The sequence below is a fragment of the Romboutsia lituseburensis DSM 797 genome (assembly GCF_900103615.1).
GTDB classification, from domain to species: domain Bacteria; phylum Bacillota; class Clostridia; order Peptostreptococcales; family Peptostreptococcaceae; genus Romboutsia_F; species Romboutsia_F lituseburensis.
Window position 1 is genome coordinate 71,993 of sequence record NZ_FNGW01000009.1, and the last position, 23,831, is coordinate 95,823.

A 23,831-nucleotide genomic window follows, 5' to 3' on the forward strand; every position below is an offset into this window, starting at 1 on the left:
TATAGACATATATGAAATATTAAACACTGCAGGAGGAATAAAATGAAATTCAAAAAATTAACAGCAATAAGTGCTGCTATAGTAATAGCATCATTAAGCTTAACAGGGTGCGGATCAAAAACTAAGGAAGAATCAGCTAAAGGAAGCAAAGAATTAAAAATAGGAATGGTAACAGACGTAGGTGGAGTAAATGATGAATCATTTAATCAATCTGCATATGAAGGCCTTCAACAAGCTGAAAAAGATCTTGGTATAAAAGTAAAGTTAATAGAGTCAAAACAAGCATCTGAATACTTATCTAATATGGAAAGTCTTATGGATGAAGGTATGGATTTAGTTATAGGTGTTGGAAATACAATGAAAGATGATATAAAAACACAAGCAGAAAACTATCCAGATCAAAACTTTGCGATAGTAGATGAAACTTATGATGAAATACCATCAAATGTAACTCCAATATTATTCAAAGAAAATGAAGCTACATATTTAACAGGACTTATAGCAGGTAAAATGACTAAAACAAATAATGTAGGATTTATAGGTGGTATGCAAAATCCAGTTATATCAAGATTCCAATATGGATATATGGCTGGTGTAAATGAGGCAAATAAAGATGCTAAGATAAATGTACAATATGCAGGTACGTTTGGAGATGCAGCAAAAGGTAAATCTATAGCTAATCAAATGTATGGAGGAAATGTAGATATTATACTTTCAGCAGCTGGTGGAACTGGATTAGGTGCAATAGAAGCTGCTAAAGAAAAAGGAAAATATGCAATAGGTGTTGATAGAGATCAAAGTAACTTAGCTCCAGATAATGTAATAACTTCAGCATTAAAGAAAGTTAATGTAGGTGTATATGATACAGTTAAAGAATTAGTAGATGGTAAGTTAAAAGGTGGAGAAGAAAAGGTATATGGACTTAAAGAAGATGGTGTAGGTATACCAGAATCAACTAATAAATTAGTTGATAAAGAAGTTTTAGATTATGTAAATGGAATAGTAGAAAAGATAAAGAGTGGGGAAATAAAAGTTCCTGCTACTAAAGAAGAATATGATGCAATGCAAAAATAAATTAAAAAAAGACTAGAGATTAATCTCTAGTCTTTTTTATTATAATTAATTTAAAATAACTTTAATATCAACATTAGGTAAAAAAATCCACATAATACATAAAAAAATAAAATAATTTTATGAAAATAGGTTAAAAATAGATTGAAAGATACAAAAATAAATATAAATACGAACTTTAATTTAAAAAAATAATAAAAAGTTCAAAAAAACTATTGTAATAAAATGTACTATATAATATAATAATCAATGTAAAGTTAACTTATGTACGAATTATTAATGAATTAAATACAAAAATAGTTTGAAAATATAAGGAGGATAAAATGCAAGTAACTCAACCTATGAATAAAGGTATTTTAGAGAAAGTATTTAAACTATCAGAACATAATACAAATGTTAAGACGGAAATAATAGCAGGAATAACAACATTCATGACAATGGCATATATATTAGTGGTAAATGCTAATATACTTTCAGATGCAGGTATGGATAAAAGTGCAGTATTTGCTGCAACAGCAATAGCTGGATTTATAGGAAGTTGTGCAATGGGGTTCTTAGCTAACTATCCAATAGCACTTGCTCCAGGTATGGGACTTAATGCATTCTTTGCATATACAGTAGTTTTAGGAATGGGATATAGCTGGCAATTCGCATTATGTGCAGTTTTAATAGAAGGAATTATATTTATACTACTTACTCTAACTAATGTTAGAGAGAAAATAATTGATTGTATACCAGATATACTAAAACATGCAGTTACAGCAGGAATAGGACTATTTATAGCATTTATAGGATTATCAAATGCAGGTGTAGTAGTTAACGGATCGACTATATTATCATTAGGAAACTTAAAAGATCCATTAGTTTTATTAACAATATTTGGATTGTTATTAGCATCAATATTACTAGCAAAAAATGTTAAAGGAGCGTTCCTTCTAGCAATGGTAGTAGTATCAGCGATAGGTATGATAGGTGGATTGGTAGCAGCGCCAGAGGCGATAGTATCTACAGCTCCATCATTAAAACCAATATTTATGAAAGCTTTATCAGTTCCAGTGGATCAAATATTTAGTTTAGATATGGTAGTAGTAGTATTCACATTCTTATTTGTTGATTTATTTGATACGGTAGGATGTTTAGTAGGTGTAGCATCTAAAGGAAATATGTTAGATGAAAATGGAAAATTACCAAAAGCTAAACAAGCATTATTTGCAGATGCAGTAGCAACTACAACAGGAGCACTTTTAGGAACTTCAACAGTTACAGCTTATGTTGAGAGTGCAGCTGGAATAGGAGATGGTGGGAGAACTGGTTTAACAGCAGTTACAACAGGAACACTATTCTTATTATCATTATTCTTTGCTCCAGTATTTACAGCGATACCAACACAAGCTACAGCTCCAGTATTAATATTAGTAGGAGTTATGATGGCTGGTTCTTTAACTAAGATAGATTTCTCAGATTTTACTAACGCAATACCAGCATTCTTAACATTTGCTATGATGCCATTAGCATATAGTATAGCAGATGGAATCATATTTGGTATAATATCATTCACAGTATTAAAAATAGCTACAAATAAAAAGAAAGATATAAATATATCTTTAATAATACTTTCGATATTATTCATTTGTAAGTTTATATTTTTAGGTTAATTGTTTTAATTATAGAAAATCACCTTCTACGGACGAAGGTGATTTTTTTGTATAAAGAAATTATGATTGATTTATAATTTTATTCACCATTCATACCGTAAAAAGAACCATTCGAGCTAATTTTATTGAAAATTTCAAATCTTAATGATATATTCCAAATATAAAAAATATATAACTTTTCATGTTGAAAATATCAAGGACATATAAGGGGAGAATGAACATGAATATATTTATATGTGAAGCGAATGAAGATCAAATAAAAAATACGATAAATATAATAAATAAAGTATTGAAAAAGAAAAATATAAAAGGAAAAATAAAATTAGCAACTAGTTCACCTGATAAAATCCTAGATTACATAAATACAAATAAAGTTAGTGGAGTATACTTTATTGACATAGAATTAGGCAAAAGCATAAATGGAATATTTTTAGCTAAAAAAATAAATGAAATAGATAAAAATGCTTTAATAACAATAATAACATCATCTCCAGATAAAATGGGTCTTGTATTTGAAAATCATATAAGTGCGGTAGATTATATAGTCAAGGATTACATGGAAGGTATCTATAAAAGAATAGAAAGATGCCTAGAATTTATAGATAATAAATTGAGACAAATAGCAGAAAGTAAATGTTTAATTGTAGAAAATAGTGAAAGTATAGAAAGAGTAAACTACGATGATATAATTTTTTGTGAAACTGTTAAAAAAAGGACTATAGCACTTCATACAGATAAAAAAACTATAGAATTCAAAGGAACATTAAGAGATATTGAGGAAAAGCTAGATGATCGATTTATTAGATGTCATAAATCATATATTGCAAATAAAGAGAAGATAACAAGTATTAATAAGAAAGATAGAATTTTATTTATGGAAAATGGAAGCAAGTGTTTTGTATCAACACTTTTAATAAATAAGATAAGCAGTAATATATTTTAATAGAAGATTATATATAATTATTATTTAAATTATTTAAAATGATGTGATAAAATCACAGAATAGTATTCCAAAAAATGTTAATATAATATTAAAGATAAATTAAATAATAATATATTAACTATTAGGAGGCAATTAAAATGATAAGAGTATTAAATAATGAAAATTTTAAATCAGAAATAGAAAATTCAGATAAGGTTGTAATAGTGGACTTTTTTGCAACGTGGTGTGGTCCATGTAAAATGTTAACACCTGTATTTGAAGAGTTAAGTAATAGTATGACAGATGTAGATTTTGTAAAGGTAGATATAGATCAAAGTTTAAGGATAGCTCAAGAATATAATATAACTTCAGTACCAACTATGATGATATTTAAAAATGGTAAACCTGTAGACACTATAATGGGATTTGTGCCTAAGCAAAACATAGAAAATAAGCTTAGAATGCATTTATAAATATATAAATATAAAAAATAATAAACAAATATTAAAAAACAAATATTAAAAATGATAAATTTAAAAATATTCGTAATTTGAATTTCAAAACGAAACATTAATAGTTAAAAAAATAAAAAATACACGTAAAAATAAATAAAACCAGCTGTTTTTATTAAAAAAAACAGCTGGTTTTATTTATTTTACGAACTATTTTAAAAAAGTACTTGATAAAACACGTACAATGATATAATATCTAATTATAAAGTTCGAAACATACAATACAAAAACATATATTAATATTAAAAAATATGAAATGAAAGGGAGAAAAGTATGAAAGTTGCCGTAATCATGGGTTCAAAATCAGATTATCCAAAATTAGAAGATGGAATACAATTACTAGAAAAGTTTGGAATAGAAGTTGTAGCGAGAGCGTTATCGGCTCATAGGACACCAAATCAACTTATGAATTTTATAAAAGAGATAGAGAATGATACAGATGTAATAATAGCAGCAGCAGGAAAAGCGGCACATTTACCAGGAGTAATTGCATCTCATACGTTAATACCAGTAGTAGGTTTACCAATAAAATCATCTACATTAGATGGATTAGATTCACTTCTTTCAATAGTACAAATGCCACCAGGTATACCAGTAGCAACTGTAACTATAGATTCAGGAATAAACGCAGCATTAATGGCAAGTCAAATAATGAGTATAAAATATCAAGAAATAAAAGATAGTTTAATAATATACAGAAAAGAAATGGAAGAAAAAGTATTAGAAGCTGATAAAAACTTAAAATAATTCGCCTACACATGGCTCAAGGGGGTAATGATGATGTTACTATATGAAGGAAAAGCTAAACAAGTATATTCTACAGAGAAAGAGAATGAGTATATCGTATATTTTAAGGACGATGCAACAGCATTTAATGGAGAGAAAAAAGCAGAAATATCTTCAAAAGGTATATTAAACAACAAAATATCTACAATAATGTTTGAAATGTTACACGAAAAACAAATCTCAACACACTTCGTAAAAAATATATCAGAAAGAGAAATGCTAGTTAAGAAAGTTGAAATTCTGCCGCTAGAAGTAATAGTAAGAAATATAACAGCAGGTTCATTTTGTAAAAGAGTAGGAATAGAAGAAGGAATAGTATTAGATGAACCAATATTTGAAATTTGTTATAAAAATGATGAGTATGGAGATCCAATGTTAAATGATGATCATGCAGTAGCTATGAAGTTAGCAACAAGGGATGAATTAAAGTTTTTAAGAGAAGAAACCTTAAAAATAAATGAATTAATGAAAGAATTCTTCTTAAAGATGAATTTAAAATTAGTTGATTTCAAATTAGAGTTTGGAAAAGATAGTGAAGGAAATATAATTTTAGCAGATGAAATATCTCCAGACACTTGTAGACTTTGGGATGTAGATACAAATGAAAAATTAGATAAAGATAGATTTAGAAGAGATTTAGGTGACCTTGTAAAGGGCTATGAAGAAGTTCTTTCAAGAATAAGTAACTAGGGGGATTCTTATGTGCGGAGTTGTAGGTATATATTCAAATAAAAATATATCTAAAGAGTTATATTATTCTTTATATTCTATGCAACACAGAGGTCAAGAAAGCTGTGGAATGGCTATAGTAGATGGAAAACACATAAACTACAGAAAAGATATGGGATTAGTTGGAGATGTGTTTAAGGAAGAAGAGTTAAGCAAGTTAGAAGGTAATATGGGTATAGGACATGTTAGATATTCTACAGCGGGTGGAAGTCATTTAGCCAATTGCCAACCACTGGTAGGTAGCTGTAGAAAAAGAGAGATTGCATTAGCTCATAACGGAAATTTAGTGAATGCAAATTATTTAAGAGATATGTTAGAAGAAGATGGATATATGTTTCAGGCTAACTCAGATACAGAGGTTATATTATATATATTAGCTAGATATTATAAGGGTGACATAATAGAAAGTTTAAAGATGACTATGGACTATATAAAAGGAGCATATTCACTGGTAATAATGAGTGAAGATGAACTTGTTGGAGTAAGGGATCCTCATGGTTTTAGACCACTTAAATTAGGTAAGAAAGATGATGAATTTATATTTGCTTCTGAAGATTGTGCAATAGATATATTAGGTGGAGAAGTTATAAGAGATGTTGAGCCAGGTGAAATAATAGTTATAAAAAATGGTGAAATGAAATCTTATTTTTACTCTGAAAATTATAAAGAAGTTAAAAAAAGTTGTATATTTGAGCATATTTATTTTGCTAGAAATGATGCAAATATAGATAATGTAAATGTTTATGATTTTAGAATAAAGTGTGGAGAAATATTAGCAAAAAATGATGACATAAAAGCAGATATAGTTGTTCCAGTTCCAGATTCAGGATGGGCAGGAGCTATAGGATATTCTAACGAGAGTAAATTACCGATTAGTGAAGGATTAGTTAAAAATAGATATGTAGGGAGAACTTTTATAAAGCCAACTCAAGAAGAAAGAGAGATGGGCGTTAAAATAAAATTAAATCCTTTAACTAGTGTCGTAAAAGGAAAATCAGTAGTTTTAGTAGATGATTCTGTAGTAAGAGGAACTACTTCAAAGTTGATTATACAGTCATTAAGAGAGGCGGGAGCAAGTGAAATTCACTTAAGAATAACATCTCCTCCAGTTAAGTTTTCGTGTTATTACGGAATAGACACACCTAATAGATCTAAACTTATAGCATCACAAAATAGTTTAGAAGAGATAAGAGAATATATAGGATGTGATACTTTAGAATTTTTAGATATAGATGGAATGATAGAAGCAACACAAGGAAAATCAACATTTTGTAAAGCTTGCTTTGATGGAAATTATCCAGTAAAAAAAATAGATAAGGAGGAGCTACTTTCATGTTAACTTACAAACAGTCAGGAGTAGATATAGATGAAGGGAATAGAGCTGTAGATCTTATAAAAGGAAAAATAAAATCTACTTATGACAATAACGTAATAGGAGATTTAGGAAATTTTAGTGGATTGTATAGCTTAAAAGACTTTACAAGTATGAAAGAGCCGGTATTACTTTCATCTACGGATGGAGTTGGTACAAAGTTAAAGTTAGCTCAAATGATGGATAAACATGATACAGTTGGTATAGATTTAGTTGCAATGTGTGTAAATGATTTAATATGCCAGGGAGCTAAACCATTATTTTTCTTAGACTATATAGCTACAGGTAATTTAGTTGCAGAACAAGTGGAACAAATAGTTGGTGGTATTGCAGATGGTTGCAAAATGGCAGAGTGTGCACTTATAGGTGGAGAAACTGCTGAGATGCCAGGTATGTACTCTGATGATGAATATGATTTAGCTGGATTTTCTGTAGGAATAGCAGATAAAGAAAAAATAGTATCTGGTCAAAATGTTAAATGCGGTGATGTTTTAATAGGTATATCATCAAGTGGAGTTCATAGTAATGGATATTCATTTATAAGAAAAATATTTTTAGACACATATAACTACAAGTTAGATCAATATATTGAAGAATTAGGAATGACATTAGGAGAAGCACTTTTAACTCCTACTAAAATATACGTTAAATTAGTATTAGAACTAATGAAACATCATGAAATAAAAGCAATAGCTCATATAACAGGTGGTGGAGTGATAGAGAATATACCAAGAGTTATACCTAAAGGTTTAGGAATAGACATAAATAAAAATTCTTGGGATAAGCCAGCTATATTTAACATGATAGAAGGATTCAATGCAATAGATGAAAGAGAACTTCATAAGAGCTTTAATATGGGTATTGGTTTAGTTTTAATAGTTAATAAAGAAGATGCTGCAAATGTGTCAAACTTTATAAACAACAGAGAAAATGATATAAGTATAGATTCTAAATATGATGAATTATTAAAAGATAAGGCTTATATAATTGGAAATGTAGTAGATACACATGAAGGAGTAAATTTATGTTAAACATTGGAGTTTTAGTATCTGGTGGAGGAACAAATTTACAGGCTATTATAGATGGGACTAAGTTTGGTGGTATTAAAGGCGATATAAAAGTAGTTATATCAAATAAAGAAGATACTTATGCACTAGAAAGAGCCAAACATAATAATATTGAAGCTGTATATGAAACGGATGAAGATAGGGTTATACAAATATTAAAAAATCATAAAGTGGATTTAGTAGTTTTAGCAGGATATTTAAAGATAATAAGTCCTAAATTTGTAGAATCTTTTAGGGAGAAGATAATAAATATTCATCCATCATTAATACCTTCATTTTGTGGAGAAGGATATTATGGAGAAAAAGTGCATCAAGCTGTTATAGACTATGGAGTTAAAGTAACAGGTGCTACAGTTCACTTCGTAGATGAAAAAGCCGATAATGGACCTATAATAATGCAAGATACAGTAGATGTAAATCACGATGATGATGCAAAATCAGTAGCTAAAAAAGTACTAGAAGTTGAACATAAAATATTAAATGAAAGTATAAAACTATTTTGTGAAAATAAATTAAGTATTCAAGGTAGGAGAGTGTTTATAAATGAGTAAAAGAGCATTAATAAGTGTGACAGACAAAAGTGGAGTAGTAGAATTTGCTAGAGAATTAAATAATCTAGGATATGAAGTTATATCTACAGGAAATACATTCAAAACACTAAAAGAAAATGGAATAAATGCAATAACTATAGATGAGGTTACTAAGTTTCCAGAAATGCTAGATGGAAGAGTTAAAACATTAAATCCATATATACATGGAGGAATACTTTTTAAAAGAGATAATTTATCTCATGTAGAGACAGTTAATGAGCATAATATAGGAGCTATAGATTTAGTAGTAGTAAATTTATATGATTTTGAAGGTACACTAAAAAGTGGAAAAGGTCACGATATCGTGATAGAAAACATAGATATAGGTGGACCATCTATGATACGTTCAGCAGCTAAAAACTATAAGGATGTAACAGTTATAGTTGATGTAAATGACTATGATATGGTAATAGAGAAACTAAAAAATAATGATTTAAATTTAGAAGATAGAAAAAATTTAGCTTACAAAGCATTCTCAACTACAGCAAGATATGATGCACTTATATCAACTTACTTTGCAGGCGAAGTAGGGGACAGCTATCCAGAGATACTTAATTTAACATTCCAAAAAGAGCAAACCTTAAGATATGGAGAAAATCCTCATCAAAATGGAGTTTTATATGCTCAGCCAAATGCAAAAAATCCAATATTAAACTATGAACAATTAAATGGAAAAGAACTTTCTTTCAACAACTTAAATGATTTACATGGATGCTTAGAAGTTATGAGAGAATTTAAAGATAGCAAAGAAGTCGTTTCAGTAGCTATAAAACATACAAATCCTTGTGGAGTAGGATTAGGTAAAAGTACTTTTGAAGCTTACTCGAAATGTTATGAGGCAGACAAGGTATCAATATTTGGGGGAATAGTAGGTATAACATCAACTGTTGATAAAGAAACAGCTCAAAAGATGAATGAAATATTCTTAGAAATAGTAGTAGCTTATGACTATACAGAAGAAGCTTTAGAAGTATTAAGACAAAAGAAAAATCTAAGGGTACTAAAACTTGCTAGAATAGAAAAAAGCTTACAACCTTATGACATGAAATATTTAGATGGTAAATTATTAATTCAAGATAAAAATAATGCTTTAAGTGATAAGTGCGATATAGTTACAACAATAAGACCTAAAGAAGAACAGCTTAAGGATATGGAATTTGGTATGAAAGTAGTTAAAAATATGAAATCAAATGCCATAGCAATAGTAAAGGAAGGTCAAACTCTAGCATTAGGATGTGGTCAAACTTCAAGAATCTGGGCATTAAAAAATGCATTAGAAAATAATAAAGACAAAGACTTCAAAGGTGCTGTATTAGCATCAGATGCATTCTTCCCATTTAGTGATTGTGTAGAACTTGCTCATGAATATGGAATAGATGCAGTTGTTCAACCTGGTGGTTCTATGAATGATAAAGACTCAATAGAAGCTTGTGATAAAAATAATATGACTATGGTGTTTACAGGAATAAGACATTTTAAGCACTAGGGGGTAAATTATGAAGATACTAATTATAGGTGGTGGCGGTAGAGAACACGCTATAGCTTGGAAATTAAGTAATGAAGATAGTGTAAAAACAATATACTGTGCTCCAGGAAATGCAGGAATTGCGGAAATAGCACAATGTATAGATATAAATGATAGCAATATAGAAGAGCTTTTAAAATTTGCAAAAGATAATAAAGTTGATCTAACAATAGTAGGTCCAGAAGTACCACTTGTCAAAGGTATAGTAGATGAATTTGAAAAAGAAGGTTTAAAAATATTCGGACCTAGTAAGGAATGTTCACAACTTGAAGGTAGTAAGGCATTTTCTAAAGATTTTATGATTAGACACAATATACCTACTGCAAAGTATAAAGAGTATACAAATATAGATGAAGCAATAGCAGAGATTGATAGTTTTGGATATCCATTAGTAATAAAAGCAGACGGATTAGCAGCAGGCAAAGGTGTAGTTATACCTCAAAATAGAGAAGAGGCAATAACTACTTTAAATGAAATGATGAGAGATAAAAAGTTTGGGAATGCTGGTGAGAAAATAGTAATAGAAGAATTTCTTAAAGGTATAGAAAATTCAATATTAGCATTTGTAGATAATAACACAATAATTCCAATGGTAAGTGCAAAAGATCATAAGAAAGTTTATAACCATGAACAAGGTCCAAATACAGGAGGTATGGGAACTTTTTCTCCAAGTGAGATATACACTGATAAGTTAGCAAAAGAAATAGAAGAAAATGTACTAAAAGCTACATTGGAAGGATTTAAGAAAGATAGATTAGATTATAAAGGAATACTATTTATCGGGCTTATGATAACTGAAGATGGAGCAAAAGTATTGGAGTACAATGTAAGATTTGGAGATCCTGAGACACAATCGGTTTTATTTAGATTAAAAACTGATTTGCATAAAATAATGGAGCATATTCTAGACAATAAGTTAAATGAAATTAAAATAGAATACAAAAAGGAAGAAGCTGTTTGTGTAATGCTTACATCAGGTGGCTATCCAGATGTTTATGAAAAAGGAAAACTAATAGAAGGTGTTAGTGAGTTAGATAAAGACATCGTAGTATTTCATAGTGGGACTAAGATATCATATGGAAAATTAGTAACTAATGGTGGCAGAGTCTTAGGTATAACTGCTAGTGCTAATACTGTTGAAGAAGCTGCAAGAAAAGTATATGAAAATATTAATAAAATCAGTTTTGAAGGTATGCATTATAGAACTGATATTGGAACAGGTATATAAGTTATTTCCAAATTAATTCCTATATAGATTTTATGGCTTAGTAACCTATAGCCTAAGCCATAAAATCAAATAAAAGTGATTTGTTAGCAGATTGTTCAAGTCATAAATTTGAATGATGTGTTAACAAACTACTTAAAAAGTGGTACAAATTTAATCTATAAAAAGGAGATAAAATATGTTAAATGCTAGAAGTTTAGAGTCAAGTGTTAGAAGAATATTAGTGGAAAAAAGACCTGGGTTTGATCTTGAGGCTAAAGCTTTAAAAAAGGATTTAATAGAAAGTTTACACATAGATAAAATAGAAAATATAAGAATCTTGAATAGATATGATATAGAGGGAATAGATAAAGATGTATATGAAAGTGCAGCTAGAACAATATTTTCTGAGCCTAATTTAGATATTGTTTATCATGAAACATTAGATGTTTCTAAATGCAAAGAAACAAATGAAAGGGTATTTGCAATAGAGTTCTTACCAGGTCAATACGATCAAAGAGGTGATTGGGCTAGTCAGTGTGTTCAAATTTTAAATCAAGGAGAAAGGCCAACAATTAACACAGCAAAGGTATATATATTAAGTGGAAAAATAAATGATGAAGAATTTGACCAAATAAAAGAGTACTGTATAAATCCAGTAGACAGTAGAGAAGCTTCTTTAGAAAAACCAGAAACTTTAAAGATGACTACAGAAATACCAACAGAAGTAGAAATATTAGATAAATTTATAGATTTAAGTATAGAAGGATTAAAAGAATTTTTAAATAAACAAGGACTTGCTATGACATTAGAAGATTTAGAGCATGTTCAAAATTATTTTAGAAATACAGAAAAAAGAAATCCAACTATAACAGAGATAAAAGTACTTGATACTTATTGGTCAGATCATTGTAGACATACTACTTTTATGACACAAATAGAAGATATAAAAATAGAGAGCGGAAAATATACAGCTATAGTTAAAGATGCATATGATATGTATTTAGAATCAAGAAAAAATGTATATTTAGATAAACCTAAAGATATATGTTTAATGGATATAGCAACGATAGCTATGAAGGAATTAAGAAAAGAAGGAAAGCTAGCAGATTTAGATGTAAGTGAAGAAATTAATGCTTGTAGTATAAATGTAGATGTAGAGCTAGATGGAAAAGTAGAGCCATACTTAGTAATGTTTAAAAATGAAACACACAATCATCCAACTGAAATAGAGCCATTCGGTGGAGCTGCTACTTGTTTAGGTGGAGCCATAAGAGATCCATTATCAGGAAGAAGCTATGTATACCAAGCAATGCGTGTTACAGGAAGTGGAGATCCTAGAACTACATTAGAAAATACATTACCAGGTAAGCTTATGCAAAGAAAGATAACGACAGAAGCAGCTCATGGATACAGTTCATATGGAAATCAAATTGGATTAACAACAGGTCAAGTTGCAGAAGTTTATGATGAAGACTTTGTAGCTAAGAGGATGGAAATAGGAGCAGTAATAGCAGCTGCACCAAAAGAAAATGTAGTTAGAGAAACACCAGTTGAAGGTGATATAGTAATACTTCTTGGAGGAAAAACAGGAAGAGATGGATGTGGAGGAGCTACAGGTTCATCAAAAGAACACAGTGAAAAATCTTTAATTACTTGCAGTGCAGAAGTACAAAAAGGAGATGCACCTAACGAAAGAAAAATACAAAGATTCTTTAGAAATAAAGAAGTAGCACAAATGATAAAAAGATGTAACGACTTTGGAGCAGGTGGAGTTTGTGTTGCTATAGGAGAAGTAGCGGATAGCTTGGATATAAACTTAAACTTAGTTCCTAAAAAATACGATGGATTAGATGGAACCGAGATAGCTATATCAGAATCACAAGAACGTATGGCAGTAGTTATAAAATCAGAAAACAAAGATAAATTTATAGATTTAGCAAGAGAAGAAAATCTAGAGGCAACTCATGTAGCAACAGTAACTGATACTGGTTATATGAGAATGTTTTGGAATGATAAAGCTATAGTTAATATAAAAAGAGATTTTATAGAAACAAGTGGAGTTAAACAAACTACTAAAGTTCACGTGGATAAAGTAGATGAAAAAAATACATTCTTCGTAAATAATTCTAAAGAAGCTGTATGTGAATTGGCTATAGAAGAAGATATAAATATAAAAGATAGATTTATAAATGTTTTATCAGATTTAAATGTATGTTCACAAAAAGGATTAGTAGAAAGATTTGATAATACGATAGGTAGTGGTACTGTGCTTATGCCATTTGGAGGGAAGTATCAATCAACACCAGCACAAGGTATGGTAGCGAAAATACCTGTACTTGGTGGTGAAACTAACACTTCAACAATAATGACTTATGGATACAATCCTAAAATAGGAAAATGGAGTCCATTCCATGGAGCTTTATATGCTGTAGTAGAATCTGTGTGTAAAGTTGTGGCTATTGGGGGTAACTATAGTAGCATAAGACTTACATTACAAGAGTATTTTGAAAAACTTGGGGATAACCCAACTAAGTGGGGTAAACCATTTGCAGCACTTTTAGGTGCATACTATGCTCAAGATAGATTAGAGATACCTGCAATAGGTGGAAAAGATAGTATGTCAGGAACATTTAAAGATATAGATGTACCACCAACATTAGTATCATTTGCTGTGGATACTGTGGATGCAAAATATGTTATCTCACCTGAATTTAAGAAAAGTAATTCACAAGTTATAATGTTATGCACAGATAGACTAGAAAACGACGTGTTAGACTTTGAATTATTAAAGAAAAACTTAAATAAAGTAACTGAACTTATACACAATAAGCAAGTGTTATCAACATATGCATTAGGATTTGGTGGTGTATGTGAAGCTATAAGTAAGATGGCATTTGGTAATAAAATAGGATTTGAATTTACTGAAGGCGTAGAAAATTTATTTGAAGCTAACTATGGAAATATAGTACTAGAATTAGCTGATAGTAACCTAGATATATTAGAGGGATATAATTATGTAGTGCTTGGAAAAACAATAGAAAAACCAAGTATAATGGTAGATGAAGAGGAAATTTTATTAGATGAATTATATAAAGTTCACTGCAAAACATTAGAGCCAATATTCCCAACTAAAGTAAGTACTCTAAAAGATAAAATAGAAACTATAAGTTTTATAAATCAAGGTGAAGCTAAAAAATCATCTATAACAATAGCTAAACCAAAGGTATTTGTTCCAGCATTCCCAGGAACAAACTGTGAATATGATTCAGCAAGAGCTTTTGAAAAAGCAGGAGCACATGCAAATATAAAAGTATTTAAGAATTTAACAGATAGAGATGTAGAAGACTCTATAAATGAAATAGTAAATGAAATTAAGAAGTCCCAAATAATAATGTTGCCGGGTGGATTTAGTGCAGGAGATGAACCAGATGGCTCTGCTAAATTTATAGCAACAGTATTTAGAAATCCAAAAGTTGCTGAAGCTGTACAAGAATTTTTAACTAAGCAAGACGGATTAATGCTAGGTATTTGTAATGGATTCCAAGCACTTATAAAACTTGGATTAGTGCCATATGGTGAAATAAGAGAAACAGCAGAAGATGCACCAACACTTACTTATAATAATATAGGTAGACATCAATCTAAAATTGTTAGAACAAGAGTAGCATCTAATAAGTCACCTTGGCTAGCAAATACAGAAGTAGGGGATACTCATAGTATAGCAATATCTCATGGTGAAGGTAGATTTGTTGCTAATGAAGAAGTAATGAAACAATTAATAGAAAATGGTCAAATAGCTACTCAATATGTAGATTTTGATAACAATCCTACTTATGATATAGAGTTCAATCCAAATGGTTCATGTTATGCAGTAGAAGGTATAACTAGCTTAGATGGTAGAATACTTGGTAAGATGGGTCACTCAGAAAGAGTTGGAGAGCATGTTATAAAGAACATATTAGGTGAAAAAGATCAGAAGATATTTGAAAGTGGAGTAAAATATTTTGGATAATATTTAAAGCTAAGGATAGTTTATTGATAAATAAATCAGTAAACTATCCTTTTTAAATACAAAAAATATATTAAAATGTAAAGCTAAGTTGACATAAAATGTAAAGTTTACTATACTTAAAATGTAAAGTTAATTTTACTGTTAATATAAAGGAGTAAACATGAAAAATAATATTCAGAAACTAAGGAAAGAAAGAAAAATAACACAAGAGGAACTAGCTAAAACATGTGGAGTATCTAGGCAAACAATTATATCTTTAGAAAATGGAAAATATAATCCATCAATAATGTTAGCTTATAAAATTGCAACAGTTTTTGAGTGCATAATAGAAGAAGTTTTTATATTTGAGGAGGGAAATTAAGATGAATCAAGTTAAGAAAGACCTTATGTTTTCAGTTGGAGGTTTAATAGCAGGAATTATAATGATAGCTATATTTTTATTAGGGGTAATAGCAGAAAAAATGTCAGCTAGTATGGTGATGGGCATGGGAATAGGGCTTACATCTGTAGGAGTAGGATTAACTTTTCTGAATTTAAAAGCTATAAAAAACCCTGAAAAAGTAGAAGAAGTTGAAATAAACAGCAATGATGAAAGAAATATTTTAGTAAGAGAAAAAACTAGTGCAAAATCATACTCAATATTTATTTATGTTGAAATTGGATTAGTATTTATAACAGCTTTGCTGAGTTACAAAGAAGTAAGTTTATTACTTTTAGCGTTAGTCTTTGCTAAATTAGTAGTTTGGTTTTTACTTTGTATTAAGAATTTAAATAAATATTAGATCGATATTTTTCATTATTTGATAAATATGATTAATGAGGAGTAGTATCTATTATAGTTTTAGATACTACTCTTTTTAGTTTCTTCGCAATGCCAAAATAACCAGAATAATACAAGGATAAAAATAAACAATCCAATTTTTCTTCCTAATGGCCAAAATGGCCAGTTTTCAACTAGAGTAGGAAAAAAACATAATATAATAGCGCTAGGAACACCAATTTTTATCCATAAGGTATTTAATTTGTTATTTTGATTCATATTTATGTCCCCTTTATGTATTCTAAAATTATATTATTATAGACCTTACTTTAAGTATATTTATAAAACCGAGAGTTAATTGTTGAAAAGAACAGCTTTTATTTATATTAAAGTTTGAAAACTAAATTTTTACTTTTTAATTCAAAATCTACTTTATAAGTTTAAGTAAAACACATTGGCATATACCGAAATATAAAGCTGATGTAAACCTCATCTGTAATGTAAAATAATTACCTTCTAAATATATTATGGGATTCTTGCCATCAAATTTATCCGTATTGAAACACTCAAAATTTATAGAATTAAAAAATTTAATTGTATCATCTGTAAGTGATTTTAATGAAAATGCAAAAGTATCTAGTGAAATTAATAAACTTTTATCTTTATTATTAATTTTAATAACAATATCACTGTTAGTATTATTGTTATAAATTGATATTTTTTCCTTTAAATTATTTGGAATATCCATAAATATAATCCCCTTTAAATTATTAAGTATAGTCAATTATATTATAAATTGAAACTAGCCTGTAATATTAAATTTTATTTGAAACACATCTTACTTCTAACTGTACTTATTTCAAGAGCACTAAGAGAGTTAAAAGATACCCCATCTATACCAAATTTATAACCATGGAATCCAAATTTTAGAGCTCATTACGATGCTGCCCAAGTTTATATATCTAACAAAACTCCCATTATCAACTTCTTGTAATTCAGCAAGTTTATAATTAATTAATAAGTTTAAGTATAGCTCGCTGATGAGGAGCTGCAGAATAGGCATTTCCAGTAGCACATCCAAAAAAACTCATATGAAGAGTAAATTGGTTTCCTTCTAATTGCAATATTGGATTTTTGTTAATATACCTATTTGTATGTGCACATTCAAAATTATTATTATTAAAAAATTTAATTACATCTATTGTAAGAGATTTTAGTGAAAAGGCAAAAGTGTCTAATGCAATTGATAGACTTTTATCTTTAGGATAAACTTCAATATCAATATTGCTATGATTATTTTCTTTGTAATTTTTAAGTTTTATTTTCAAAGTATCTGAAATATCCATAAGTATAATCCCCTTTAAATTATTAAATAAACTTTTTTATATTTAAACTTATGTAGCTTGATTTATTTGAAATAATATTATCACAAATAAATTAATAAATCTTATGAATGGGATGAATAGTATATTTTAAGGTATGAATGGATAAAGTTAAGTAACGTGTACTTAAAACGCAGCATTAAATCAAATATATTTATGTATATTGTGAAAAATAGAATTCATTAAAAAATTAGCACTCTCTACTTGACAGTGCTAACAAACATGCTACAATATTATTTATAAAGGGAGTAGGTTCTACCCCTAAAATTATTTTAATTAATAAAATTAGGAGGAAACAATTTATGAGTCAAAAAGGTAGTATATCAATACATACAGAAAATATTTTTCCAATAATAAAAAAGTGGTTATACTCTGACAAAGATATATTTATCAGAGAGCTTATAAGTAACGGGTGTGATGCTGTAAATAAACACAAGAAGCTAATATCATTAGGAGAAATAGCAGGGGATAAAGAAGAAGATTACAAAATAAATGTATATATAGATAAAGAAAAGTCAGCACTTATATTTGAAGACAATGGTATCGGTATGACAGAAGAAGAAGTTCAAAAATATATAAACCAAGTTGCTTTTTCTGGTGCAGAAGATTTCTTCAACAAATATAAAGATAAAATGAATGAAGAAAATGATATAATAGGTCACTTTGGTTTAGGATTCTATTCATCATTTATGGTATCTAAAAAAGTTCAAATAGATACCTTATCATACAAAGAAGATGCAAAGCCAGTTAGATGGGTAAGTGAAGGTGGAACAGAGTACGAAATAAGTGATTCGGATACTAGAAACACTAGAGGTACTACAATAACATTATTCTTAGATGATGATAGTAAAGAATTTGTAGAAGAATATACAGTAAGAAATATAATAGATAAATATTGTTCATTCTTACCAGTTAATATTTATTTAGATACTATCAAAGAAGAAAATAGTGAAGAAGCTAAAAATGAAAATGAAGAAACAAAAACAGAAGAAAATGAAGTTAAGGAAATAACACCTATAAATGATACACATCCATTATGGTTAAAATCACCAAAGGATTGTACAGATGAAGAATACAAAGAGTTCTATAGAAAAGTATTTAAAACATTTGATGAACCATTATTCTGGATACATCTTAATGTAGATTATCCATTTAATTTAAAAGGAATATTATACTTCCCTAAATTAAATAATGAATTTGAGCTTATAGAAGGTAAAGTAAAATTATACAACAACCAAGTATTCGTTGCAGATAATATAAAAGAAGTTATACCAGAGTTCTTATTATTATTAAAAGGAGTAATAGATTGCCCAGACTTACCTCTAAATGTATCTAGAAGTTTCTTACAAAATGATAGAGATGTAAGTAAAATTTCTAAGCATATAGTTAAGAAGGTAGCTGATAAGTTAAAATCTTTAGCTAAAAATGAAAGAGAAAGCTATGAAAAATTCTGGGATGATATACAAGTATTTATCAAATTCGGATGCTTAAAAGATGAAGGATTCTATGATAAGGTAAAAGATAGTATATTATTTAAGACTATAAATTCAGAGTATATAACTCTTAAGGATTACTTAGAAAAATGCAAAGAAAAGCATGAAAATAAGATATTCTATGTAAGTGATGAGGATCAACAATCTCAATATATAAAATTATTTAAAGACTATGATTTAGATGCTGTAATATTAGATTCAACAATAGATAATCATTTTATATCATTTGTTGAATTTAAAAATCAACCAGTTAGATTTAATAGAATAGATGCAGACTTATCGGATGTACTAAAAGATAATAAAGATGAGTCTAACAAAGAAGGAAAAGAAGAAATAGAAAATTTATTCAAAGAATCAGTAGGTGAAAGAGTAAAAACTTATTCAGTAGAAAGTTTAAAGAGTGAAGACACTTCAGCTATAATACTAGTATCAGAAGAGTCAAGAAGAATGGCTGAAATGAAATCGCAATTTGCTGGAATGGACTTTGGAATGAACTTTGAAGAAGAGAAAACACTAGTTATAAATGATAATAGTCCAATAGTTAAAAAACTTTTATCTCTAAAAGATAAAGATGATAAAAAAGATGATATAAGCTTAATTTGTAATCAAATAGTAGATATAGCGCTTCTTGCTAATAAAGAGTTAGAGCCTAGTGAACTAGATGATTTTATAAAGAGAAACAATAAATTAATGAATATGGTAATTTCATTATAATTAAATAAACTAATTAAAAAGAGTTAATAGTATATGTACATACTGTTAACTCTTTTTTTACGCAACGGACGAAGTCGTTGGTGACATGAAGTGTAGCGCCCACGCAGTGGATTAAGTGAAGCGAATTTTTTATTATTATAATTTTATTGTTGACTCTAACATTGTGTTATACCTTAATATTAAATCAGGAGGTGGATGAACATGTACATGATTAATGAAATCTCAAAATTAACAGGTGTAAGCATTAGAATGCTGCATCATTATGATAAAATAGGGCTTTTAGTACCAAGTAAAAGAACTGATTCAAATTATAGAATGTATAGCGATGAGGATGTTGCTAAATTATATCAAATTTTACTTTTTAAAGAATTAGAGTTTTCGCTTCAAGAAATAAAAACAATACTACAGGATGAGAATTTTGATAGGGAAAAAGCCTTAAAAGAACAAAGGAATCTAATAATAAAAAAGAAAAATAGATTAGAAAAAATAATAGAATCAATAGATGATACTATAAATAATTTTGGAGGTAATGTTATGAATAAGAAGAATTTCAAGGCATTTGATTATGAAGATATAAAAAAACATGAAGAAAAATATAAAGAAGAAACAGAAAGAAAATATGGTAAAACAGATGCATACAAGGAAAGTAAAGAAAAGACATCAAAATACTCAAAAAATGATTGGGAAAATATAATGGGAGAAGCTGAGAGTATATATGTAGAATTATCTAAACTAATGGATAAAGAACCTTCTGATGAGCAAGTTCAATTACTAGTTGAAAAGTGGAGAAATCACATAACTGAAAATTTCTATAATTGTACAATAGAAATTTTTAGAGGCTTAGCCCTTATGTATGTAGCAGATGAAAGATTTACTAAGAATATAGATAAATATGGAGAGGGCTTAGCACAATTTTTAAGTGACGCTATGAATATTTATTGTGACAATTACTCTATATAGAAGAATGTATATTGACACTAATAATTTGAAACATTAATATCACGATAACGTGAAGATTATATTTAAATTGCTTATCTTACAAAAACGTAATTTAAATGTAATCTAGATAAATGGTTCAACTCTTAAGATGAATATATAATATGTATATAATCAACAAGAGGAGGACAACAAATGAAAAAATTAAATGCGTTTCAAATAAAAGTTTTCGCACTAATAGTTATGCTAATGGATCATTTATGGTTTGCTTTTCCACATGTGTTTCCAATATGGTTCCATCCATTATCAAGGTTAGTATCACCAGTATTTGCATTTTTATTAGTGGAAGGATTTTTCCATACAAGAAGTAGATTAAAATATAATATCAGATTATGGGGTTGGGCAACTTTCATGCAAGTCGGTGATATGGTTATGAATGTAGCTTTAAAATCTAAGGGGGTTACTGTTCATAATAATATATTTGCAACTTTAGCTTTAGGACTTACTATAATAAGTTTAATTGAGTATAGTAAATCTAAAAATGGTGCAAGTAAATTAATATTAATGGCTTTAGCAATACTACTATTACCACTAGGACTATTTACAGAAGGTGGAATAGCTGTATTACCATTTATACTAATCACATATTCATTTAGAGGCAATAATAAGAAACAAATAATAGGATATATAATATTATCGATATTATTATTTGCAACTAGCTATAATCAATACCATACAGTAAAAGAAACTATAGATATGTTAATGTTTAACTCAGATTTCTTATTTATATTAGTGATACCATTTATGCTAATGTACAATGGTGAAAGAGGTATGAACAATAAGTTTAGTAAATACTTATTCTATGTATTTTATCCATTACACTTATGGATATTAGCAATAATAGAGTTTATGTTAAAATAAAATTTAAGGCAACTAAAATAATAATATTATTTTAGTTGCCTTTTTTATGTGATCAACGAAATAATAAAAGATTATTGCAAACATAGAAATTTTTATAATCACAGGCTTTTAAAATAAATACATTTTAATTTATAATCAAAATAGATAGATACAAAACAGAGGGAGTGATGAAGTGGGAAATATATTACTTTTAGAAGATGATAAATCATTAAATAGAGGGATAAGTTTTAAGTTAAAAAAAGAGGGATATACTGTTTATTCAGCTTCAAGTATAAAAGAAGCTATGGATATATTTAAAGAAACTGATATAAATTTGATAATATCTGATATAGGATTACCAGATGGAAATGGATTTGATTTTTGTGAAGAAATAAGAAAAGTAAGTAATGTACATATAATAATGTTAACGGCATTGGATCAAGAAGTTGATATAGTAACTGGATATGAAATTGGTGTTGATGACTATATAACAAAGCCATTTAGCTTAATAGTACTAATATCAAAAATAAATGCTTTTATGAGAAGGATAGGTGGTGTAAATAGTGAGCACTTAATTTCTTGTGATAAGTTAAGTTTCAATTATTTAGAAAATAAATTAATTAAAGAAAATGAAGAATTAACATTAAGTAAAACAGAAGGAAAGTTATTAAAGTACTTAATGGACAACTCTTGTCAAACAATAACAAAAGATCAACTCATAGAAACTTTGTGGGACATAGATGGAAATTTTGTTGATGAAAATACTGTAGCAGTAAATATAAGAAGGCTTAGACAGAAGGTAGAAGAAAATCCATCAACTCCAGAATATATAAAAAATATAAGGGGTGTAGGTTATACTTTTGCAAAGAGGTGTTTAAAAAAATGATTAGTATTATAAAAAAAGAACCATTATTAAAAAAACAGTTATCTATTATATTTATCAGTGTAATTATAATATTTAGTGTATTTTCTATGTTTCAATACAAAAACTTAAAAAATATATACTTAGAACAGAATAATATAAATAAAAGGCTAGTAGGTGCATTAGTTAGTAAATTTCCAGAAATGGAGGTTGATATAGTAAACTCCATCTATAATCCTGAAAAGAAGTATATACAAGAAGGAAGTAAAGTTTTAGACAAATTTGGATATGATGAAAGTTATACAATGAATAAAAATGTAAATTTCCAAAAACATTTGAAATATTTCCTGGTAAATAATTTGATAACTTTTGTAATATTGCTTTTTTTAGTGTTAACTATTGTGGTTACTTATATAAAATACATATTTAATAAATTATTAAAGGTTAATATGGATATAGAAAATATAATAAACAATGATTATAAGATTAAAGATGACTTTAAAGAGGAAGGTATTTTTAATAGAATTTATTCAGATCTAAATAAACTATCAAGAAGTTTAAATTTAAAAGTACGTAATTTAGATAAAGAAAAAGAAAGCATTAAAGAGTTAGTAACAGATATATCTCATCAATTAAAGACACCCCTAGCTTCTTTGAAGTTATATAATACTCTTTTAATTGAAGAAGAGTTAGAAGAAGAAGAGAAAATGGAATTTTTACAAACAAATAAACTATCAATAAATAAATTACATAATTTAATTGATTCGTTAGTTAATATATCTAGATTAGAAGCCAATATGATAAGCATAAAAAAAGAAAATAAAGGGATAAAATCTACTTTAACAAAAGCAATAGATAGCGTAAGAGTTAAAGCAAACCAAAAACAAATAAGCATAGAATTAGAAGACTTTGATGATATACAAATCCTACATGATTCAAAATGGACTGAAGAAAGTATATTTAATGTAATTGATAATGGAGTTAAATATACAGATGAAAATGGAAAAATAAATATATCTGTTTCAGAAACTATAAACTTTGTAAGAATTGATATTAAAGATAATGGAATAGGGATTGATAAATTAGAATTTAATAATATATTTAAGAGATTTTATAGAAATAGTGAAGTAGAAGACATTGAAGGATCGGGGGTAGGTCTTTATTTAAGTAGAAAAATTTTAGAGCAACAAGGTGGAAACATTATAGTAGCATCTAAAAAAGGAGAGGGAAGTAAATTTTCTTTATTCCTTACAAAAGTGTAAGTATAACTGTAAGTGATTTGAAAGACTTGCTATGTATTATAAAAGTATAAATAATACAAAGATGAGGAGAAAAA

The 23,831-nt window shown here is 28.1% G+C and carries 22 protein-coding genes; 19 read left to right on the plus strand and 3 right to left on the minus strand.

Annotated elements, in window-relative coordinates; genetic code table 11:
- Nucleotides 1-42: 42 nt before the first annotated feature.
- The 14 genes from BLP75_RS14685 to BLP75_RS14750 all read left to right on the plus strand — a co-directional run bounded on the left by BLP75_RS14685 (nucleotide 43) and on the right by BLP75_RS14750 (nucleotide 16,230).
- The gene (locus tag BLP75_RS14685; RefSeq protein ID WP_092727290.1) at nucleotides 43-1,074 is read left to right on the plus strand and encodes a BMP family lipoprotein; all 1,032 of its coding nucleotides are present in this window, start codon (nucleotides 43-45) and stop codon (nucleotides 1,072-1,074) included.
- 320 nt (nucleotides 1,075-1,394) lie between these two features.
- The gene (locus tag BLP75_RS14690; RefSeq protein WP_170827955.1) at nucleotides 1,395-2,726 is read left to right on the plus strand and encodes an NCS2 family permease; all 1,332 of its coding nucleotides are present in this window, start codon (nucleotides 1,395-1,397) and stop codon (nucleotides 2,724-2,726) included.
- A gap of 220 nt (nucleotides 2,727-2,946) precedes the next feature.
- Nucleotides 2,947-3,669, plus strand: a complete 723-nt coding sequence (locus tag BLP75_RS14695) for a LytR/AlgR family response regulator transcription factor (RefSeq protein ID WP_170139199.1) — start codon at nucleotides 2,947-2,949, stop codon at nucleotides 3,667-3,669.
- A 137-nt stretch (nucleotides 3,670-3,806) separates the two neighbouring features.
- Nucleotides 3,807-4,121, plus strand: a complete 315-nt coding sequence (gene trxA / locus BLP75_RS14700; RefSeq protein ID WP_092727292.1) for a thioredoxin — start codon at nucleotides 3,807-3,809, stop codon at nucleotides 4,119-4,121.
- A 312-nt stretch (nucleotides 4,122-4,433) separates the two neighbouring features.
- Entirely contained in the window at nucleotides 4,434-4,907 is a 474-nt protein-coding gene (gene purE / locus BLP75_RS14705; RefSeq protein ID WP_092727293.1) for a 5-(carboxyamino)imidazole ribonucleotide mutase, read from the plus strand.
- A 33-nt stretch (nucleotides 4,908-4,940) separates the two neighbouring features.
- Complete coding sequence (gene purC / locus BLP75_RS14710; protein ID WP_092727294.1) at nucleotides 4,941-5,636, plus strand: phosphoribosylaminoimidazolesuccinocarboxamide synthase; 696 nt, start codon at nucleotides 4,941-4,943, stop codon at nucleotides 5,634-5,636.
- Nucleotides 5,637-5,646: 10 nt separating this feature from the next.
- Complete coding sequence (purF, locus tag BLP75_RS14715; protein ID WP_092727295.1) at nucleotides 5,647-7,014, plus strand: amidophosphoribosyltransferase; 1,368 nt, start codon at nucleotides 5,647-5,649, stop codon at nucleotides 7,012-7,014.
- Nucleotides 7,008-8,078 (plus strand): phosphoribosylformylglycinamidine cyclo-ligase, encoded by a 1,071-nt coding sequence (gene purM, locus BLP75_RS14720; protein ID WP_092727296.1) that lies wholly within the window; start codon nucleotides 7,008-7,010, stop codon nucleotides 8,076-8,078. The genes purF and purM overlap by 7 nt, the downstream gene beginning before the upstream one ends.
- Nucleotides 8,072-8,665 (plus strand): phosphoribosylglycinamide formyltransferase, encoded by a 594-nt coding sequence (gene purN, locus BLP75_RS14725; RefSeq protein WP_092727297.1) that lies wholly within the window; start codon nucleotides 8,072-8,074, stop codon nucleotides 8,663-8,665. Before purM ends, purN begins: the two co-directional genes overlap by 7 nt.
- Nucleotides 8,658-10,190, plus strand: coding sequence for a bifunctional phosphoribosylaminoimidazolecarboxamide formyltransferase/IMP cyclohydrolase (gene purH / locus BLP75_RS14730; RefSeq protein WP_092727298.1), 1,533 nt, complete (start codon nucleotides 8,658-8,660; stop codon nucleotides 10,188-10,190). Before purN ends, purH begins: the two co-directional genes overlap by 8 nt.
- 10 nt (nucleotides 10,191-10,200) lie before the next feature.
- Nucleotides 10,201-11,457, plus strand: a complete 1,257-nt coding sequence (gene purD, locus BLP75_RS14735) for a phosphoribosylamine--glycine ligase (protein WP_092727299.1) — start codon at nucleotides 10,201-10,203, stop codon at nucleotides 11,455-11,457.
- A gap of 175 nt (nucleotides 11,458-11,632) precedes the next feature.
- Nucleotides 11,633-15,448 carry a phosphoribosylformylglycinamidine synthase gene (locus BLP75_RS14740; protein WP_092727300.1) on the plus strand — a complete coding sequence of 1,272 codons (3,816 nt, stop codon included), beginning with the start codon at nucleotides 11,633-11,635 and terminating at the stop codon, nucleotides 15,446-15,448.
- A gap of 160 nt (nucleotides 15,449-15,608) precedes the next feature.
- Nucleotides 15,609-15,809, plus strand: coding sequence for a helix-turn-helix transcriptional regulator (locus BLP75_RS14745; RefSeq protein WP_092727301.1), 201 nt, complete (start codon nucleotides 15,609-15,611; stop codon nucleotides 15,807-15,809).
- 1 nt (nucleotide 15,810) lies between these two features.
- Complete coding sequence (locus BLP75_RS14750) at nucleotides 15,811-16,230, plus strand: hypothetical protein (protein WP_092727302.1); 420 nt, start codon at nucleotides 15,811-15,813, stop codon at nucleotides 16,228-16,230.
- 59 nt (nucleotides 16,231-16,289) lie between these two features.
- Here the strand turns inward: BLP75_RS14750 and BLP75_RS14755 are convergent, their stop codons facing one another.
- From BLP75_RS14755 to BLP75_RS14765, 3 genes are all read right to left on the minus strand, one after another.
- Nucleotides 16,290-16,487: a hypothetical protein gene (locus BLP75_RS14755; protein WP_092727303.1), complete on the minus strand. Its 198-nt coding sequence runs from the start codon at nucleotides 16,485-16,487 to the stop codon at nucleotides 16,290-16,292.
- Between the two features lie 148 nt (nucleotides 16,488-16,635).
- The gene (locus BLP75_RS14760; protein WP_092727304.1) at nucleotides 16,636-16,956 is read right to left on the minus strand and encodes a hypothetical protein; all 321 of its coding nucleotides are present in this window, start codon (nucleotides 16,954-16,956) and stop codon (nucleotides 16,636-16,638) included.
- A 262-nt stretch (nucleotides 16,957-17,218) separates the two neighbouring features.
- Complete coding sequence (locus BLP75_RS14765; RefSeq protein ID WP_092727305.1) at nucleotides 17,219-17,554, minus strand: hypothetical protein; 336 nt, start codon at nucleotides 17,552-17,554, stop codon at nucleotides 17,219-17,221.
- Between the two features lie 338 nt (nucleotides 17,555-17,892).
- Here BLP75_RS14765 and htpG point away from each other — a divergent pair, with 338 nt between their 5' ends.
- The 5 genes from htpG to BLP75_RS14790 all read left to right on the plus strand — a co-directional run bounded on the left by htpG (nucleotide 17,893) and on the right by BLP75_RS14790 (nucleotide 23,757).
- A complete protein-coding gene (htpG, locus tag BLP75_RS14770; RefSeq protein ID WP_092727306.1) occupies nucleotides 17,893-19,797 on the plus strand; it encodes a molecular chaperone HtpG in 1,905 nt (634 codons plus the stop codon).
- 201 nt (nucleotides 19,798-19,998) lie between these two features.
- Entirely contained in the window at nucleotides 19,999-20,757 is a 759-nt protein-coding gene (locus BLP75_RS14775; RefSeq protein ID WP_092727307.1) for a MerR family transcriptional regulator, read from the plus strand.
- 171 nt (nucleotides 20,758-20,928) lie between these two features.
- The gene (locus tag BLP75_RS14780; RefSeq protein WP_092727308.1) at nucleotides 20,929-21,654 is read left to right on the plus strand and encodes a TraX family protein; all 726 of its coding nucleotides are present in this window, start codon (nucleotides 20,929-20,931) and stop codon (nucleotides 21,652-21,654) included.
- A 172-nt stretch (nucleotides 21,655-21,826) separates the two neighbouring features.
- On the plus strand, nucleotides 21,827-22,519 hold the full coding sequence (locus BLP75_RS14785) for a response regulator transcription factor (RefSeq protein WP_092727309.1): 693 nt from the start codon (nucleotides 21,827-21,829) through the stop codon (nucleotides 22,517-22,519).
- Nucleotides 22,516-23,757, plus strand: a complete 1,242-nt coding sequence (locus BLP75_RS14790) for a sensor histidine kinase (protein WP_092727310.1) — start codon at nucleotides 22,516-22,518, stop codon at nucleotides 23,755-23,757. Before BLP75_RS14785 ends, BLP75_RS14790 begins: the two co-directional genes overlap by 4 nt.
- Nucleotides 23,758-23,831 lie beyond the last annotated feature (74 nt).

Bases quoted from the DNA above. Each gene is read 5' to 3' on its own strand.
- BLP75_RS14685 (WP_092727290.1), top strand. From the start codon at position 43: ATGAAATTCAAAAAATTAACAGCAATAAGTGCTGCTATAGTAATAGCA.
- BLP75_RS14690 (WP_170827955.1), top strand. From the start codon at position 1,395: ATGCAAGTAACTCAACCTATGAATAAAGGTATTTTAGAGAAAGTATTT.
- BLP75_RS14695 (WP_170139199.1), top strand. From the start codon at position 2,947: ATGAATATATTTATATGTGAAGCGAATGAAGATCAAATAAAAAATACG.
- trxA (WP_092727292.1), top strand. From the start codon at position 3,807: ATGATAAGAGTATTAAATAATGAAAATTTTAAATCAGAAATAGAAAAT.
- purE (WP_092727293.1), top strand. From the start codon at position 4,434: ATGAAAGTTGCCGTAATCATGGGTTCAAAATCAGATTATCCAAAATTA.
- purC (WP_092727294.1), top strand. From the start codon at position 4,941: ATGTTACTATATGAAGGAAAAGCTAAACAAGTATATTCTACAGAGAAA.
- purF (WP_092727295.1), top strand. From the start codon at position 5,647: ATGTGCGGAGTTGTAGGTATATATTCAAATAAAAATATATCTAAAGAG.
- purM (WP_092727296.1), top strand. From the start codon at position 7,008: ATGTTAACTTACAAACAGTCAGGAGTAGATATAGATGAAGGGAATAGA.
- purN (WP_092727297.1), top strand. From the start codon at position 8,072: ATGTTAAACATTGGAGTTTTAGTATCTGGTGGAGGAACAAATTTACAG.
- purH (WP_092727298.1), top strand. From the start codon at position 8,658: ATGAGTAAAAGAGCATTAATAAGTGTGACAGACAAAAGTGGAGTAGTA.
- purD (WP_092727299.1), top strand. From the start codon at position 10,201: ATGAAGATACTAATTATAGGTGGTGGCGGTAGAGAACACGCTATAGCT.
- BLP75_RS14740 (WP_092727300.1), top strand. From the start codon at position 11,633: ATGTTAAATGCTAGAAGTTTAGAGTCAAGTGTTAGAAGAATATTAGTG.
- BLP75_RS14745 (WP_092727301.1), top strand. From the start codon at position 15,609: ATGAAAAATAATATTCAGAAACTAAGGAAAGAAAGAAAAATAACACAA.
- BLP75_RS14750 (WP_092727302.1), top strand. From the start codon at position 15,811: ATGAATCAAGTTAAGAAAGACCTTATGTTTTCAGTTGGAGGTTTAATA.
- BLP75_RS14755 (WP_092727303.1), bottom strand. From the start codon at position 16,487: ATGAATCAAAATAACAAATTAAATACCTTATGGATAAAAATTGGTGTT.
- BLP75_RS14760 (WP_092727304.1), bottom strand. From the start codon at position 16,956: ATGGATATTCCAAATAATTTAAAGGAAAAAATATCAATTTATAACAAT.
- BLP75_RS14765 (WP_092727305.1), bottom strand. From the start codon at position 17,554: ATGGATATTTCAGATACTTTGAAAATAAAACTTAAAAATTACAAAGAA.
- htpG (WP_092727306.1), top strand. From the start codon at position 17,893: ATGAGTCAAAAAGGTAGTATATCAATACATACAGAAAATATTTTTCCA.
- BLP75_RS14775 (WP_092727307.1), top strand. From the start codon at position 19,999: ATGTACATGATTAATGAAATCTCAAAATTAACAGGTGTAAGCATTAGA.
- BLP75_RS14780 (WP_092727308.1), top strand. From the start codon at position 20,929: ATGAAAAAATTAAATGCGTTTCAAATAAAAGTTTTCGCACTAATAGTT.
- BLP75_RS14790 (WP_092727310.1), top strand. From the start codon at position 22,516: ATGATTAGTATTATAAAAAAAGAACCATTATTAAAAAAACAGTTATCT.